This window comes from Runella sp. R0.1_18, from assembly GCF_057652155.1.
The window spans coordinates 59,568-76,982 of record NZ_JBYFCK010000020.1 but is presented as its reverse complement, the minus strand read 5'-3'; the positions used below and the strand labels follow the sequence as shown (position 1 = coordinate 76,982).

Sequence of the window (17,415 nt, the reverse complement as noted above, 5' to 3'; positions counted from 1 at the left end):
CCAAACCAAATGTATGGAAAGTTTACCAAAAAAGCGCAAACTGTTGCTTATAGCTATGCGAATCACCTGTTTACAACTACTGATTAGTGTCGTGCTTAGTGGTTTGGCCGTCGCGCGTGAGGGACTGGCCCAAGAAGCGCTGAATCGTAACATCAGCCTTTCGGTCGAAAATAAGCCATTAAAAACCGCATTAACGCTCATTGAAAAAACAGCTAACGTTAAATTTACGTATTTGCCGCAGCTGATTGCCAAAAATGACAAAGTATCATTGACGGTTTCGAACCAGCAGCTGTCGGTTGTTCTTGAAAAACTACTGCGCCCGTTGGGACTATCGTATGAAGCATCGGGAGAGTACATTATCCTGACCAAAGCGGATGTTCAGATGCTCGAAAAAAGGAGCTACGTACCGATGCAAACCATAGAACAGAATGTAAAAGGACGCATCAACGATGAAAAAGGGGAGGGGCTTCCTGGGGTGAGCGTGGTTATAAAAGGCACACAACGTGGTACCACAACCAACGCCAACGGAGAATTTTCATTGGTTGTACCTGATAACAAAACAGTATTGATTATCAGTTATGTGGGTTATAGTCCCCAAGAAATTACGGTCGGTAACCAAGCCTCTATTTTGATTTCGCTCAAAGCTGACTTGAAAACTTTGAACGAAGTCGTAGTGGTTGGTTATGGTGTTCAAAAGAAAGCCAACTTGACTGGGGCGGTGGACATGGTTACGAGCGAGATATTTGAAAACCGTCCGATGACTAACCTGAACCAAGGTATGCAAGGGGTGTTGCCCAACCTTAATATCAAGATGATGGATGGGAAGCCCAACCAAGCACCAAGTTTTAACATTCGGGGGACGACCTCGATTGGGCAAGGAGGAAACGCCTTGGTTTTGATTGACAACGTGGAGGGTGATCCGAGCTTACTGAACCCCAACGATATTGCGACCATTACCTTGTTGAAAGATGCGGCTTCGGCCTCCATTTACGGAGCAAGAGGTGTTTTTGGAGTGGTGTTGATTACCACAAAAAATCCAGCAGCAGGAAAAACAAACGTTACCTATTCAACCAATTATTCATTCAAAAAGCCCATTGCAAGACCTGACTTGGTGACGGATGGTTACACTTGGGCCTCTATGTTTGCCGAATCATTCGTCAACTTTGGAGGAACGTTTCCCCAAAATGCCAACAAAACCCTCAAGTTTTCTCAGGCGTATTTGAATGAACTCAAACGGCGGTCGGAAGTGGGAGGGTTGCCAGAGGTAGAAATCGACCCTGCAACGGGTGAGTACGTCTATTATGGCAGTACAGATTATTATGGGCATTTATACAAAGATGTCAACAACTCCAACGAGCACAACCTGAGTATTTCAGGAAGCACCGACAAAGCGAGTTATTTAATTACGGGTCGTTATTTTGGTCAAGAGGGTTTGTTTCGTTACAACTCGGACGACTATCGGGTCTTTAACTTTACGGGGAAAGGTTCGATTCAGCTATTCCCTTGGTTGAAAATCAACAACATGTCGCAATATTCCGACATGAAATACCACAACCCGTCGAATGTCGGCGAAGGTGGGGGTGTTTGGCGTAATATTGCGGATGAAGGCCACCCTTTGGCTCCTTTGTTGAACCCTGATGGGACCATTACTTTTTCGGCAGCATATAGCATTGGTGATTTTTACTATGGTAAAAACGGTATTGACAATAACAAAAAGGTGTTTAGAAATACGACGGGATTTGTATCTCAGTTTTTCAACGACAAATTGAGAGTTAAAGGTGATTTTACGATTCAAAATACCGACAACAATGACCGAATCAAGGCAGTGCCTGTGCCTTACAGCGTCAAACCTGGTACAATAGCATACGTTGGAACGACGACCAATTCTATCAATGATGTGTATCGTGAAACGACGTACATGACGACCAACCTTTATACGGAGTACGAAAATACGTTCAAGGAAAACCATTATTTGAAAGCAATGGTGGGGTATAACTACGAGCAATCGAATTATCAGCGGTTGTCTGCCCAACGTAACGGACTTATTTTTGAGGATGCCCAAGACATTAACCTAGCCCTAGGGCAGGCCATTACCGCCACAGGAGGCTGGGAAAGATGGAAAATTCAAGGAGGTTTTGCAAGGCTCAACTATTCGTACAAAGACCGATATTTGTTGGAAGTAAACGGTCGTTATGATGGTTCTTCTAAATTTCCTGCCAATCAACGATTTGCCTTTTTCCCATCGTACTCTTTCGGTTGGAGGTTATCCAAAGAACCCTTCTGGAAAGTATCAGAACGGATTGTTTCCGACTTAAAACTAAGAGCATCTTATGGCTCATTAGGAAATGGGAACATCAGCTCGTATGCTTACTTGGAGCAATTCTCTATTTCACAATCATCCATGATTTTGGCAGGTCAGCGGCCACAGCAAACCAGAAACCCAACGGTTTTGCCTGAGGGGCTTACGTGGGAAACCGCTACTACCAAGAACATCGGGATTGATTTGTCGATGCTTTCTAATCGGTTGACTTTTGTGGCCGATGCCTATATCCGAACCACCACCGACATGTTCACGGTGGGTTTAACGCTTCCTGCTGTTTTTGGCGCGACTGCTCCCAAGGGTAACTATGCCGATTTGGAAACCAAAGGCTGGGAAACCATGCTGTCGTACCGTGACAAATTTTCGCTTGGCTCAAAGCCGTTTAATTTTGATTTACGCCTAACATTGGCAGATTATAAGGCGGTAATTACCAAATACAATAACCCACAAAAATTGCTAAATGATTATTATGAAGGGCAAGTATTGGGTGAAATTTGGGGATACCAAACCGATGGCTTCTTTAAGTCGGCAGATGATGTAAAAAACAGTGCGAGCCAGAATTTGTTCAGAACTGCTTCCAATGGACTTTGGTTTCCAGGGGATATTAAGTTCAAGGATGTCAACGGAGACGGTGCCATTACGCCAGGTACTGATAGGGTGGAAAACCCAGGCGACCGCTCTATTATTGGTAACTCTACCCCAAGATATACCTACGGGGTCATGCTGGGTGCCGATTGGAATAATTTCTTCTTCTCCGCTTTTGTTCAAGGCGTTGGACAGCAAAATTGGTATCCTAGTAGAGAGGCAAACCTATTTTGGGGACAATACAACCGTCCTTATGGGGATATTCCTAAAAGCCAATTGGGAAATATCTGGACGGAGCAAAACCCCGATGCGTACTTCCCTCGTTATGTGTCGCGGATAGCCAGTAATGCCAACGGAACCCTCAGCGCTGCGCAGACCCGCTACTTGCAAAATGTGGCGTATATGCGCCTGAAAAACATCCAAATTGGGTACAATTTGCCCCGTGCCATCGTCTCAAAAATTGGTTCTTCGGCAGGACGGGTTTTCTTATCTGCGGAAAATATTTGGTCATTATCACCTCTTTACAAACATACCCGTGATTTTGACGTAGAAAGCGCCGTAGCTTCCGACCAAGTATTTAGCCCTGGCGGCAACTCTGGCGATGCCTACAATTACCCAATCATGAAAAGTGTAACCGTTGGTTTGTCTATCACTTTCTAACCACCAAAAAAGTACGACTATGAAGCTTAAATACATCCTTATATTACTTGTCGCAACCTTATGCGTAGGTTGTGATTTGGAGGAACTTCCAGAAGCAACTACTTCAAAGGGGCCTATATTTGGTAGCGAAAGTGGCTTGGTGCTTTATACCAACTCGTTTTATACGCTGTTCAATGGTAAAAACCTCCACCGAGCCGATGCCATGTCTGACTACTTGGCGCGGCGAGAGTCGCCATCGTTTATTACTGAAGGCAACTACAGCGCCCAAGTGAGTACGGGCTGGAGTTGGTCAGAGTTGAGAAACATCAACTATTTTATTCAAAACTGCAACGACCCCAAAGTGCCGCTTGCTGTTCGTAAAAATTACCTTGGCATTGCGCGCTTTTTTCGGGCTTGGTTTTATTTCGATAAAGTCAAACGGTTTGGTGATGTGCCTTGGTATGGTAAAGCGCTTGACGTATCGGATACTGAATTGTTGTTCAAAGGTCGTGATCCTAGAACGGTTGTGATGGACTCCGTTATTGCTGATTTGGATTATGCTTGCCAAAACATCACGTCTTCTAGCGAACCAACGCGCAGCTTGGTAACAAAATACGTGGCCTACGCATTTAAGGCGCGCGTGTGCCTTTTTGAAGGAACTTTCCGAAAATACCACACCAACTTAGGGCTGCAAAGTACAGCCGCTGGGTTTCTAACCCAAGCGGCTGAGGCAGCTAAAAAAGTAATGGATGAAGGTGGTTATAAGCTTTTTGACGGTTCAGGAACAGACAAATCGTACCGTCAAGTGTTTATCAGCCCTGCACCTGTTAGCACGGAAGTGATGCTGTCGGCGGTGTGTGATTTGGCCTTAAATAACCTAAACGATGCCAACTGGTACTGGACTAGTGGTACGTACGGTGACAAGGCAAGCTTTATTCGGACGTTTATCAATACGTATTTGAACATCGACGGAACGCCTTTTACCAATAATGCAGCCTACAAAACCATGTTGTTTAAGGACGAGGTAAAAGGACGTGACAGACGTCTCCAGCAAACCATTCGGGTAGGTGATTACAAGCGGACGAGTGGGGGTGTATTGGTACCGTCGCCACCGTTGTTTTCCTATACCTTCACAGGCTATATGCCTATCAAGTGGACGTTGGACGACATGTATTACGATACCCGCGACTTGAACATAAACTCCGTTTCTATTTTCCGATTTGCCGAAGTATTACTCAACTACGCCGAGGCAAAAGCTGAATTGGGAACGCTCACCGACGCTGATTGGGCGGCTTCGATTGGTGCCTTGCGCAAGCGTGCGGGAATTACGGGTGGACTTACGACCAAACCAACGGTTGTTGATAGCTACTTGCAATCCAACTATTTTCCAGCCATCACCGACCCAGTGGTTTTGGAAGTACGTCGAGAACGCGGCATTGAGCTTTGCTTGGAAGGTTTCCGTTTTGACGATATTTTAAGATGGAAACGTGGAGAGTTGATGCAAATGGAGTGGAACGGTATGTATGTTCCGTCGCTCAATACCCCGATGGACTTGAATGAAGACGGGATTTTGGACGTAGCTTTCTATAAGACCTTGCCAGCATCTCGTCCAGCGGGAGTAACATACGTGGAAGTGTCGCCTACAATTGCGGGTAAGCCTAATTCACAACTTATTTCGGGAGATACTTCAGGTGAATTGACGTGGTTGAACAACATTCCACGTAAATGGACAGACCGAAACTATTATTATCCGATTCCAACGGCCGATATTATTACCAATCCAAAGCTTACCCAAAATGCGGGCTGGTAGAGGGTAAGAAGTGATTTTGTATTTGATGAATAGCTCGGCTGTGGGTCGAGCTATTCATTTTTTATACTTTGATTTTTTGAAGAAATCATCATTTTCGGCACTCACAGTCCCTGCAAGCTTCCAACGTCTCAAAGGGAACCACGCCACCGCACCCGCCCCACGTAAATTCTTTACACTTCTTTTCTTTTTTGTCGTAATAAAATCGCTTAAACGCCGCAAAACATACACCACTCTCAGGTTCCAAAGAACAATTGGGAGGGACAGGGCATGAGCCTTCACAACTCAATAAGCATACAATGAGGAGGGTTAGCCAAGCAGAATAGAAGGGGCGTTTTTTCATCATTTTACTGTTTGTTGTTAAGACTCACAACTGTCGATAAAAGTTGGAATTTTAGCGCTAGATAAATGGTAGTAACAGTAATAAAACCCATTTTGCTGCTTTATAAAATACCAGAAAGCTTGCAGGAATTTGTTTAATTGCGGGCTGTAACGTAAAACATTTTGTCTTTTACTCGTTCAAACCAATGAAAACCATCAAAGGACCTGCCATATTTTTGGCGCAATTTATGGGCGACGAAGCCCCGTTCAACTCGTTGGATACCATCGCAAAGTACATGGCCGATTTGGGCTATAAAGGAATTCAAATTCCGACTTGGGATTCGCGTTGTATCGACCTCAAAACTGCTGCTGAGTCAAAAACGTACTGCGACGAGTACAAAGGAAAATTGGCCGACATCGGCGTGGAAATCACCGAGTTGTCTTCGCACTTACAAGGCCAATTGGTAGCGGTTCATCCTGCTTATGATCCTATGTTCGACGGGTTTGCGTCGCCAGAAGTGCGTAACAACCCTGCGGCTCGTACGGAGTGGGCTATTCAGCAATTAAAATGGGCGGCAAAAGCATCTCAAAACCTCGGATTGACCTCGCACGTGACGTTTTCGGGGGCATTGTTGTGGCCTTTCTTATATCCGTGGCCGCAGCGTCCAGCAGGTTTGGTGGAAACAGGCTTTAAAGAATTAGGAAAACGTTGGAAGCCAATTTTGGATGCCTTCGACGAAGCAGGTGTAAACGTAGGCTACGAACTCCACCCAGGTGAAGACCTTCACGACGGGATTACGTTCGAGATGTTTTTGGAAGCCGTTGGCAACCACCCACGCGCAGGTATCAACTATGATCCAAGCCACTTTGTGTTGCAACAGCTTGATTATCTACAATTTATTGATTTTTACCACGAGCGTATTTTTGCTTATCACGTAAAAGACGCAGAGTTTAACCCAACGGGTAAACAAGGAGTTTACAGTGGTTTCCAAGGCTGGGCCGACCGCGCAGGTCGTTTCCGTTCGTTGGGCGATGGTCAAGTAGATTTCAGCGGAATTTTCTCTAAATTATCGCAATACAACTACGATGGTTGGGCGGTATTGGAGTGGGAGTGCTGCATCAAATCGCCGATTCAAGGAGCTGCCGAAGGAGCACCGTTTATTGCGGACCACATCATCCAAGTGACCGAAAAAGCATTTGATGATTTTGCAGGAACGGGCGCTGATGAAGCCTTTAACCGTAAAGTATTAGGTTTGTAGGAATATACCTTCACCTTCCCGAATGTGAATACCTTCCCGAAAGTTCTAAACTTTCGGGAAGGTGCTACTAAGAAAAAAGCCGTGATAGACATCCTATCGCGGCTTTTTTGTTGACGTAATTTATATTAATTTCTTGGAGGCCCACCAGGACGAGCGCCATTGGGGCGGCCTGGGTGTGCTTCACCACGGTGGCATGTAGAGCACCCGATACGAGGTTTGCGGTCTTTGGTGGCGTAAGAAGGTAAAGCGGCAATGACTTCGTCGTTGATTTTGCTAGTCATAGCCACCATATCAGTAGCAATTTTGTGGTCGTTTTTCTCGTCCGAAGCCCAATCGTTCAAATTATGGCAGTGGCTACAGCTTACGCCTAGGGTTTTGCTCCAACGGTTTTCCATGATGCCTAAAACGGCTTCTGCGGGTTGGCCTTTAAAAATCTTAATGTTTTTGAACACCTGTTCTGCGGGTAGTTTTTCTTTGCCCACAATCGCCTCCTTGATGGCTTTTACGTGCTTGGCGCGGTCAGCAGCTAGGCTGTCTTCGCGAGGGTCGGCAGAAGGGGCAGTGGTGCGTGAGGGAGTTAAAGCCAATAAAGAAGCAATGGCAGTTACTCCAAAAAGGGATAAAATCCATTTTTTCATGGGAAGGAAGAGGTTTAAATGGGAACTTTGATTACGGTAGCAAACTTAGAGAAAAAGTAAAAGTTTCCAAGAATCTACGCTAAAATAAGTTAGGAAAACGTGGGGATTTGATAGATTTGGGGCTGTTTTGAACAAGTACCTAACAAATTAACCATGCTTATCATTGATGCACACCTCGACATGGCCATGAATGCCGTCGAATGGAACCGTGACTATACGTGTTCGGTTCAGGAACTTCGTGAACGTGAAATTGAAAAAAACTTAACCGATAAACGCGACCGTGGTAAAGGGACAGTTTCGCTGCCCGAACTACGAAAAGGGAAAATTGGCTTGGTAGTGGCAACGCAACTAGCCAGAGTAACCGAGCGCGGAAGTGCCTTTGACGGCTGGTATTCTCCCGCCCAAGCTTGGGCCATGACCCAAGCCCAACTCGCGTGGTACCAAGCCATGACAGATTTGGGTGAGATGGTGCAAATTATGGATTATAACGGCCTGACAAAGCACCTCGAACTGTGGCAAAATGCCTCTATCCCCGACGAGACCAAACCTGTTGGTTTTATTTTATCCTTAGAAGGGGCGGACTCGTTGGTGAACCTTTCTTACCTCGAAAAAGCATACGGCTACGGACTGCGTGCCCTTGGGCCTGCTTGGTATGGGCCAGGTCGGTATGCGTCAGGAACGGCTACGACCGACGGTTTGACGGCCGCTGGAAAAGATTTGTTACGCGAGATGGACGCGCTCGGAATGATTTTGGACGCCACGCACCTTACCGACAAAGGTTTTGACGAAGCTCTGGCCATTTATAAAGGCACGATTTGGGCGAGTCACCACAACTGCCGTACGTTAGTGCCTCACCAGCGTCAGCTTTCTGACGAGCAAATTTTACGTTTAGTGGAAAGAGGTGCGGTGATTGGCGGGGCGTTGGATGCTTGGATGATGGCTCCAGGATTTTTGCAACGTCAATCAGACCCCAAAGAGTTTGGCGTAACGATGGATAAACTCGTAGATCACTGGGATCATATTTGCCAATTGACGGGCAATAGCCTCCACGTTGCATTTGGCACAGATTTGGACGGAATGTTTGGTCGCGAGCAGTCGCCTTACGACTTAGAAACCATCTCCGACCTGCAAAAGTACCAAGACTTACTTCGTAAACGTGGGTACTCTACCACTGATATTGAGAATATATTCCATAAGAATTGGTTAAGATTACTTACAAATACTTGGAAATAGTCCAAATGGGTTTTGTACTATTGTTAGATTAAATATTGGTATATCGTTGATATGTCCAATTTTTAAGTGTATAAATGACATATTAAAAAAATTTAACAAATGTTGTCATTTTAATAACAATAATTTAAAAATTGCGTATAACTTGCATTTGGTAATCTAAACTAATCCAAATCTATTTATGCGTAAAATTTTATTTGCCAACTTAGTTGTAATACTTATTGCGACTGGGAACTTGATGGCGCAAGACAAGGCACTGTCGGGAGCTGTCAAGGTTAAAAACGGGCAAGAGCTGCCCTGTGTGAACATTCTACTCAAAGGCACCAACCGCGGAACGAACTCCGCTGGGGATGGTGCCTTTAAACGTTTGGTTCCTGCTTCAGGGACTTTTGTGTTTTCTTCAGTGGGCTACGAAACAAAAGAAGTAGCGTTCAATTCTTCTCTCTAATCAAAACTACTATGCAAAAAAATAAACTTGTATGGTTCATAGCCATTTTACTTTTCATGGTAAATGGCCTTCGAGCACAAACGCGTGTCATAACAGGGAAGGTGACTTCCTCGGCAAATGAAGCCCAACCTGGCGCTTCGGTGATTGTTAAGGGCACAAACAAAGGAACCGTCACGGATGCTAATGGTGTCTATAGTTTAAGCGTGCCAAATGGTGATGTGACGTTGGCAGTATCGATTATCGGCTTCAATGCCCTAGAAAAGCTAGTGGGAGCGAATATTTCGACGATGGACTTTTCGCTTACTGAAAATGCAAGTACCTTAAACGAAGTCGTCGTTACGGCACTTGGTATTTCTCGTGAAAAGAAAACGCTAGTGTATGCCACCCAAACGGTTAAACCCACTGAATTGGTAGAAGCAAGAGATCCAAACAACGTGATCAATTCACTATCAGGTAAAATTGCCAATGCCGTTATTACGCAAGGTTCGGGCGGGCCAGGTTCTGGTGCTCGAATTGTATTGAGGGGTAACCGCTCAATTCAAGGGTCAAACAATGCGTTGATCGTAGTAGATGGTGTGCCATTGAGCAATGGTACAAACGGTACTGCTGGAAGTGACTTCGGTTTTGTGCAAGGTTCTGACGGTGCTTCGAGTATCAACCCTGATGATATTGAGTCTGTTACGGTATTGAGAGGTGCCTCCGCAGCAGCGTTGTATGGAAGCCAGGCAGGTAACGGCGTTTTAGTCATTACAACCAAGAAAGGTAAGGCAGATAAAGTTGCGGTAAGTATCAATTCAGGGTTTAGTACTGAAAATGTTTGGGCATTGCCTCGGTTTCAAAATACCTATGGCCAAGGCAACGGTGGTATTTTGAGCACGACATCGGGCGAAAGCTGGGGTGCTAAAATGACGGGACAATCTATCACAAACTATTTAGGACAGCCCGGGACTTATTCTGCACAGCCTAATAATGTTCGGGATTTTTTCAGAAATGGTTCGAGCTTAAATAATGCGATTAGTGTAACGGGCGGTACAGATAAAATGCAAACGTATGTATCTTATACCAATAACCGCATTGGTGGGATTATTAACAAAAATGATTTATTCAGAAATACGATTAACCTTCGTATTACTAACCAAATCTCGAAACGGTTTTCGACGGATGCCAAAATCACGTATGTGAATCAACGCATCAATAGCCGCCCACGATCGGGTGAAGAAAATGCTCCCGTTGCAAACATTTATAATGTGGCGAGAAACATGACGACCGCCGATTTGATGCAATATGAGCAACTCAGTAATGTCGGTATCCCAGAGCCTACTACTTTTCCTTCTACGCTAAGTTCGATTTATCAAAACCCTTATTGGATGATAAATAATTACATCAATAACGAAGCGAGAGACAGGGTGATTGGATTTTTAACGGCTAAATACAAACTTACTGATTGGCTGACTCTCTCAGGTAAAGCGAACCTTGATAAAACTACTGATAACGGCGAAACTTCGATTTATCAAGGAACAATCTTGTATTCTAGGCCAGGTGGTGATTATTCAAGAAACACGATAAATGTAACCGAAAAATGGTTTGACTTGATGCTTGATGGTAATAACAAAATCACTGATAATTTAAACATCAATTATCGCGTAGGTGGAATTTTCCAAGATAGCCAATACGATGGTAATTCTCAGTCAGCAGGTGGTTTGAATGTAACCAATAAATTCAGCTTGAATTTTTCACAAAACCCATCTGTAACATCAAGCTTTACCCAAGTACAAACACAGTCGGTATTTGCACAAGCCAACTTGTCTTTGAAAGAATCGGTATTTTTGGATTTAAGTTTGCGTAACGACTGGGATTCAAGACTTCCAAGTCCTCACTCCTTCCTTTATCCTTCTGCGGGGCTTTCTACCATACTTTCTGATTTGGTTAAATTACCAGAAAGCATCTCCTTCTTGAAAGCAAGCCTAAACTATGCCGAAGTAGGTAATGGGGGTAGATTTGGTCTATTGAAATCGGTTTATAACTATGGTCAAGGTGCTGGAAATGGCTTTTTGCAAATCAATTCTACCCTTCCTTTCCCTGATTTAAAGCCTGAAATTGTTAGGAATTTAGAATTTGGACTTGAAGCTAAATTCTTACAAAATAGATTAGGGGTAACAGCTACCTACTACAAGAGTAACTCATTTAACCAATTGTTGAGTGTAAGTTTACCAGTTGCCACTGGATTCAGCAGACAATACATCAACGCTGGAAATATCCAAAACTCAGGTCTTGAATTGGTACTAACAGGCACACCTTTACCGCAAGATTCGCCTTTGAAATGGGATATTACCTTCAATGCCGCGACGAACCGCAACAAAGTGGTGGCATTGAGCGACCAAGTAAAAATATTCTATCTTGGTGGTGGATTCGGTCGCTCGGCAACGCCAGTAGTTGAAGAAGGCAAAGCTTATGGTGATTTGTTGGCTTTCAGATGGAACACAAATGCCTCTGGGCAATACATAGTTGATGCCAACGGAAAGCCTAGTTTAACGCAAGAGCAGAGCTATATCGGTAATTTCAACCCAAAAGCAACCCTCGGTCTTACCAACTCATTTGACTACAAAGGTATTTCTGTACGTTTATTGGTGGATGGCCGTGTGGGGGGCATTGTTGTTTCAGGAACTGAAATGAACCTAGCTTTTAGTGGTATTACTGAAGGAACTGAGGCATATCGCGAAGGTGGCTGGAATTTGGGTGGTGTAAATGATAAAGGAGAAGCCAACTCAAAAGCCATCAAAGCGCAGGATTTCTGGCAAATCGCTTCTGGTAAAAGATACGGTGCAGGTGAGTTTTTTGCGTATGATGCGACTAATTTCCGAGTACGCGAACTTTCAATCGGATACAATCTTCCTGTAAAAAACATTAAAGCGGTGAAAGCAGCCAAATTGATGCTCGTTGCCCGTAACTTATTGTGGTTATACAGAGGTAGTTCAATATTGGACATTCCTGGTTTAGAAAAACGTAAAATGTGGTTTGACCCTGATATGAGCTTGGGTAATGGCAACTTCCAAGGTGTTGAATATGGTACAATGCCTGCAACTCGTACATTGGGAGTAAACTTACAAGTAACGTTCTAAGGTTTAATTTTTTCAATTAAAAATTTACAAAATGAAAATAGATAGCTTTTTAAAATCCTTGTCTGTTCTCAGTTTTTTTGTACTCCTATTCGGTTCTTGTACAGATAAATTTGACGAAATCAATACAGACAGAAACTCAGTTGCTACCGTAGGTTCGGCCGAATTACCCTTCCTTTTTGCCAAAGCCGAGGCTTCAGCGGTTCCTAATATTTGGAATTATCAGATTGCACAAAACCTGTTTGCTGATCAATATGCCCAATATTTTGCTTGTACGGCTACCTATTTCCCATCTGACCGTTTGAATATTCGTATGGACTGGGTAGGGGCAGCCTTTAATCCGATTTATACCGATATGGTGCCTCAGTTGCAGTCAATCAAGGCGGCGGCTCCTGCGGGTTCTGCCGAAGCAGCCATTGCAGACGTGGTTTGGGTACTTGGTTTTCATAGAGTCACTGATTACTGGGGGCCAATTCCTTATTTTAATGCTGGAAAAGCGGGTAGTTCGGTGGCGTATGATGCACAGGATAAAATCTATGATGATTTCTTCAAAAAACTGGCTGCCGCTTCTGAAGTATTGAAAAATAAGCAAAACGAAAAGCCCTACGGAACGTTTGACTTGATTTATGGTGGCGATGCTGGTAAATGGTTTAGATTTGCTAATACGTTAAGATTGCGTTTAGCATTGCGGATTTCAAAAGTGGATCCTGCAAGAGCAAAAACCGAAGCAGAAGCAGCGGTGGCAGCAGGCGTATTTCAGGCCAGCCCAGGCGATGATGCTTTGCTTCAGAAAAGTACCAAAGGTTCAGACAACAACGGCCTTTCAATCATGTCAGATTGGAACGAGTTTCGTATGAGTGCTTCGATGGAGTCGGTGATGAAAGGATACAAAGACCCGCGTATGTCGGTTTATTGGTTGCCAAACAATGCGACAAAAGCCAATCCAAATGGAACTGGTAAGTACGATGGGTTACGTAATGGTCTTACTTCTACTCAATTAACAGAAGCAATCAATTTACCAACGGCCAACGCCAAAGTAGGTGCGAGATGGTCGTCACCTGATTTTGGAGGAAATGCCAATTACTTAGAAACTCCACAAAACATCATGTCGGTAGCGGAAGCATTTTTCTTGCGTGCCGAAGGTGCCTTGTTGGGTTGGAATATGAACGGTACTGCCCAAAGTTTGTACGAAGAAGGTATTCGGCAATCAATGAGACAATGGGGAATAACCGATGCCGCCGCCATCACGGCCTATATCAATAGCCCAGATGTGCCTGTTGCCCCAGAAGATTTCTTGAAATCGCCAGCGGTGTCAAAAGCTCCAATTAAATGGGCAAGTGACATAGCCACCCAAAGAGAACAAATTGCGATTCAGAAATGGTTGGCGATCTTCCCTGATGGATCAGAGGCTTGGGCCGATTATCGTCGTGGTCGTAACTTCATTTTATATCCAGTGGCAAATTCTGAAAACCCTGATATTACGGATCCAACGAAGCAATGGATACGAAGAATACCATTCTTGTTATCAGAAAAACAAAACAACAAAGCGGCAGTTGATGCAGCAGTGCCGTTGTTAGGTTCTGGTGGCGATAAAGTTACAACACCTCTTTGGTGGGATAAGAACTAGATTTTGTACTAAGCTTTTTTGTAGATTCCACCGAATATTGTTATTTGGTGGAATCTCTTTATCACTCATACCCAAAACCATGCGAAAACTTCTATTCGCCCTTTTTACACTGTTTTTTTTGAATTCGTGTAAAGACAATAATGCCCTTTTTACTGAATTATCTGGCGATGAAACAGGTATCAATTTCAGAAATACGCTGTTTGAAGATGGCCCTTTAAATGTTGCCAACTATATCTATTTCTACAATGGCGGAGGAGTCGCCGTTGGTGATATTAATAACGACGGGCTCCAAGACATACTTTTTACGGGAAATATGGTCAGAAATAGGCTTTTTTTGAACAAAGGAAACTTTCAGTTTGAAGATATTACCAAAAAAGCAGGCGTTGACCAAATGCAGGGCTGGTGTACTGGTGCAACGATGAGTGATGTAAACAATGATGGGAAATTAGATATTTATATTTGTCGAAGTGCTGATATTAACCCAGACCGCCGTAAAAATCTTCTTTTTATTAATAATGGCGATTTAAGTTTTACCGAAAAAGCGGATGAATATGGCTTAGCCGACAATGGCTATTCGACCATGGCCTCATTTTTAGATTATGACAAAGACGGTGATTTAGATTGTTTTATCATCAATCACTCGATACAAAAATATACCGCTGGTGTCCAAGATAACCCCGAATTAAGAAAAGAACGTAATCCTGATTATGCCAGTAAATTGTATCGCAACGATTTAATTCCCCCTGTTGGGGGGACTAAGGGGGGCTTTACCAATGTCTCTGACCAAGAAGGCATTTTTTCAAATGTATTGACTTTTGGTTTGGGTGTTACAGTCTCAGATTTTAACAATGACGGCTGGCCAGATATTTCGGTTTCCAATGATTTTAACGAACCTGATTATTTCTTTGAAAACAATGGCAATGTGACAGGTTCATCCCCACGATTTACCGAAAAACTTGTTCAGAAAATGGATAACATTTCCCTCTATTCGATGGGAACTGATGCAGCTGATTATGACAACGATGGTAATGTTGATTTGCTGACCCTCGACATGATGCCCGAAGACAATAAAACCATCAAAATGCACAGTGGGCCTGAGAATTTCAATAAGTTCCAGTTTCTGTTTAGGCAAGGATTTTATTATCAATTCAGCCGAAATATGCTTCAACGCAACAATGGTGATGGTACTTTTAGCGAAGTGGGGCAGCTTGCTGGCGTGTCGAATACTGACTGGAGTTGGGCAGGTTTATTCAGCGATTTTGATAAAGATGGATTTAAAGACCTTTTCATCACCAATGGCTACGTAAAAGATTATACCGAAATGGATTTTTTGAAATATTCGGTGGATAGGGTCATCAAGTCAATGGCAAAAGACTCCGCAAATGTGGACCCGATTCCTGAATATTTACGAAAAATGCCTAAAAATGAAACCCAAAATTATGCTTTCAAAAACAAAGGCGATGGTACGTTTCAAAAAATGTCTAACGAATGGGGATTTACTACAAAAGGAGTTTCTGCGGGAGCTGCTTATGCTGATTTGGACAACGATGGCGACCTTGATTTGATTGTGAATAATACCAACGCGTTGGCGAGTATTTATAAAAACAATGCGGAAAAATTAACTAAAAACAATTATTTGTCCGTCAAATTAGATGGTGGTGCTACGAATCGTTTTGGTATTGGGGCAAAAGTAAAATTGTACACTAAAGGGCAACTTATGTACCAAGAACAGTCACCTGTGAGGGGGTTTCAATCATCAAATGACCCTGTTTTAAACTTTGGCGTAGGCGAAAATACCACGATTGATTCGCTCATAGTGATTTGGACAAATGATTCTTACCAGAAATTAACCACCGTAAAAACTAACCAAGTTTTAACATTGAAAATAACTGATGCCCAAAACAAATGGGTGTATCAGAATCAAAAGTCAAATCCGATTTTTTCACAAAGCAGTTTGACAAATGTGATTCATAAAGAAAATGGATTTAGCGATTTTACAGTGCAATCGCTTTTGCCAAATTATTACAGCCGACAAGGGCCATCCATTGAGGTAGCAGACATCAATAACGATGGTTTAGATGACTTTTTTATGGGGGGAGCAAAAGGCGAGCTTTCGCAGCTATTTACCCAAAATAAAAATAATACATTTAGCAAAATAAATACGCCCGTTTTTTCTAAAAGTGCTGGTAGTGAAGATGTAGCAAGTACTTTTTTTGATGCAGATAACGACGGTGACAAAGACCTTTATGTGGCAGCGGGAGGGTATGAATTTGAAAAAAACGACCCATTGCTGCAAGATAGATTGTACCTAAACGATGGGAAAGGGAATTACTCTATAAGTGAAAATTCCCTTCCCAAACTACTGACAAGTAAAGGCTGTGTAAAAGCGGCTGATATTGATTCTGATGGTGATTTAGACCTTTTTGTTGGCGGAAGAATTGTACCACGAAGTTATCCTGTTGCTCCCAATTCTTATATTTTAATCAATGAAGGGAAAGGGAACGGTTCGTCGCCACGATTTACCGACAATACCCAAAAAATTTGTGCATCATTGAGCCAAATCGGTATGGTAACCGATGCCGTTTGGATGGATTTGAATAACGACAAACAGCAAGACTTGATTGTAGTAGGGGAGTGGATGCCCATTAAAGTTTTTATCAATTCAAAAGGGAAATTGACCGATAAATCGGCGGAATACATCCATTTCGCAAGTACTGGATGGTGGAATAAAATCAATGCCAACGACATGGATGGCGATGGAGATTTGGATTTAATTATTGGAAATTGTGGATTAAACACCCAATTTAAAGTCAATGAGAAAGAACCAATGACTGTTCATTACAAAGATTTTATGGATAACGGTTCGATTGTGCCTGTTCTAAGTTATTACATTGACGGTGTATCGTATCCAATGGCATCTCGGGATGATTTGGCGGAACCAATGCCGTTTATCAAGAAAAAATTCACTGATTATAAATCGTATTCAACGGCTACGATAACCGATGTTTTTAGCTCAAAGGAGTTGGAAAATGCTAAAGTTTTGAAATCGGAAATCATGCAAACCCTTTATCTCGAAAATCAAGGAACTAAAGGGTTTAAAGCACATACACTACCGATGGAAGCCCAATATGCGCCTGTAACGGCTATTATAGCTGATGATTTTAACAATGATGGCAAGAAAGATTTGCTCTTGGCGGGTGGTAATACGTGGACACGCATCAAATTTGGGCGCTACCTCGCCAATCATGGTGTATTGCTTTTGGGTGATGGAAAAAACAATTTCAAATATGCTTCACAATCTCAATCAGGATTGAACTTAAAAGGCGATATTAGAAATTTACACACAATCAATTCAAGTAAAAACAAACGGATAATTGTTGGCGTAAATGATGGAGAGGCGTTGATTTTGGACAGGCAATAAAAAT

General features: G+C 43.1%; 10 protein-coding genes. 8 read left to right on the top strand and 2 right to left on the bottom strand.

Annotation, left to right across the window (positions count from 1 at the left end):
• The first annotated feature begins 55 nt into the window (after positions 1-55).
• Both AC23P2_RS25510 and AC23P2_RS25505 read left to right on the top strand, forming a co-directional pair.
• Positions 56-3,565: a TonB-dependent receptor gene (locus AC23P2_RS25510; protein ID WP_487775810.1), complete on the top strand. Its 3,510-nt coding sequence runs from the start codon at positions 56-58 to the stop codon at positions 3,563-3,565.
• A 19-nt stretch (positions 3,566-3,584) separates the two neighbouring features.
• The gene (locus AC23P2_RS25505) at positions 3,585-5,354 is read left to right on the top strand and encodes a RagB/SusD family nutrient uptake outer membrane protein (RefSeq protein WP_487775809.1); all 1,770 of its coding nucleotides are present in this window, start codon (positions 3,585-3,587) and stop codon (positions 5,352-5,354) included.
• Positions 5,355-5,442: 88 nt separating this feature from the next.
• Here AC23P2_RS25505 and AC23P2_RS25500 read toward each other — a convergent pair whose 3' ends face one another.
• On the bottom strand, positions 5,443-5,694 hold the full coding sequence (locus tag AC23P2_RS25500; protein WP_487775830.1) for a BPTI/Kunitz domain-containing protein: 252 nt from the start codon (positions 5,692-5,694) through the stop codon (positions 5,443-5,445).
• Between the two features lie 184 nt (positions 5,695-5,878).
• On the opposite strand from AC23P2_RS25500, the gene AC23P2_RS25495 reads away from it, so the two are divergent.
• Positions 5,879-6,931 carry a sugar phosphate isomerase/epimerase family protein gene (locus AC23P2_RS25495; RefSeq protein WP_487775808.1) on the top strand — a complete coding sequence of 351 codons (1,053 nt, stop codon included), beginning with the start codon at positions 5,879-5,881 and terminating at the stop codon, positions 6,929-6,931.
• A gap of 125 nt (positions 6,932-7,056) precedes the next feature.
• On the opposite strand, the gene AC23P2_RS25490 is transcribed toward AC23P2_RS25495, so the two are convergent.
• Positions 7,057-7,569, bottom strand: a complete 513-nt coding sequence (locus tag AC23P2_RS25490; protein ID WP_487775807.1) for a c-type cytochrome — start codon at positions 7,567-7,569, stop codon at positions 7,057-7,059.
• 153 nt (positions 7,570-7,722) lie between these two features.
• On the opposite strand from AC23P2_RS25490, the gene AC23P2_RS25485 reads away from it, so the two are divergent.
• The 5 genes from AC23P2_RS25485 to AC23P2_RS25465 all read left to right on the top strand — a co-directional run bounded on the left by AC23P2_RS25485 (position 7,723) and on the right by AC23P2_RS25465 (position 17,411).
• Positions 7,723-8,802, top strand: coding sequence for a dipeptidase (locus AC23P2_RS25485; protein WP_487775806.1), 1,080 nt, complete (start codon positions 7,723-7,725; stop codon positions 8,800-8,802).
• Positions 8,803-8,980: 178 nt separating this feature from the next.
• On the top strand, positions 8,981-9,247 hold the full coding sequence (locus AC23P2_RS25480) for a carboxypeptidase-like regulatory domain-containing protein (RefSeq protein WP_487775805.1): 267 nt from the start codon (positions 8,981-8,983) through the stop codon (positions 9,245-9,247).
• An 11-nt stretch (positions 9,248-9,258) separates the two neighbouring features.
• Complete coding sequence (locus tag AC23P2_RS25475; protein WP_487775804.1) at positions 9,259-12,366, top strand: SusC/RagA family TonB-linked outer membrane protein; 3,108 nt, start codon at positions 9,259-9,261, stop codon at positions 12,364-12,366.
• 31 nt (positions 12,367-12,397) lie between these two features.
• Positions 12,398-13,990 carry a SusD/RagB family nutrient-binding outer membrane lipoprotein gene (locus tag AC23P2_RS25470; RefSeq protein ID WP_487775803.1) on the top strand — a complete coding sequence of 531 codons (1,593 nt, stop codon included), beginning with the start codon at positions 12,398-12,400 and terminating at the stop codon, positions 13,988-13,990.
• A 79-nt stretch (positions 13,991-14,069) separates the two neighbouring features.
• Positions 14,070-17,411: a VCBS repeat-containing protein gene (locus AC23P2_RS25465; protein ID WP_487775802.1), complete on the top strand. Its 3,342-nt coding sequence runs from the start codon at positions 14,070-14,072 to the stop codon at positions 17,409-17,411.
• Positions 17,412-17,415: the final 4 nt, after the last annotated feature.

Coding starts and splice junctions, on each gene's coding strand:
- AC23P2_RS25470 (WP_487775803.1), top strand. CDS start 12,398: ATGAAAATAGATAGCTTTTTAAAATCCTTGTCTGTTCTCAGTTTTTTT.
- AC23P2_RS25485 (WP_487775806.1), top strand. CDS start 7,723: ATGCTTATCATTGATGCACACCTCGACATGGCCATGAATGCCGTCGAA.
- AC23P2_RS25500 (WP_487775830.1), bottom strand. CDS start 5,694: ATGAAAAAACGCCCCTTCTATTCTGCTTGGCTAACCCTCCTCATTGTA.
- AC23P2_RS25505 (WP_487775809.1), top strand. CDS start 3,585: ATGAAGCTTAAATACATCCTTATATTACTTGTCGCAACCTTATGCGTA.
- AC23P2_RS25480 (WP_487775805.1), top strand. CDS start 8,981: ATGCGTAAAATTTTATTTGCCAACTTAGTTGTAATACTTATTGCGACT.
- AC23P2_RS25465 (WP_487775802.1), top strand. CDS start 14,070: ATGCGAAAACTTCTATTCGCCCTTTTTACACTGTTTTTTTTGAATTCG.
- AC23P2_RS25510 (WP_487775810.1), top strand. CDS start 56: ATGCGAATCACCTGTTTACAACTACTGATTAGTGTCGTGCTTAGTGGT.
- AC23P2_RS25495 (WP_487775808.1), top strand. CDS start 5,879: ATGAAAACCATCAAAGGACCTGCCATATTTTTGGCGCAATTTATGGGC.
- AC23P2_RS25490 (WP_487775807.1), bottom strand. CDS start 7,569: ATGAAAAAATGGATTTTATCCCTTTTTGGAGTAACTGCCATTGCTTCT.
- AC23P2_RS25475 (WP_487775804.1), top strand. CDS start 9,259: ATGCAAAAAAATAAACTTGTATGGTTCATAGCCATTTTACTTTTCATG.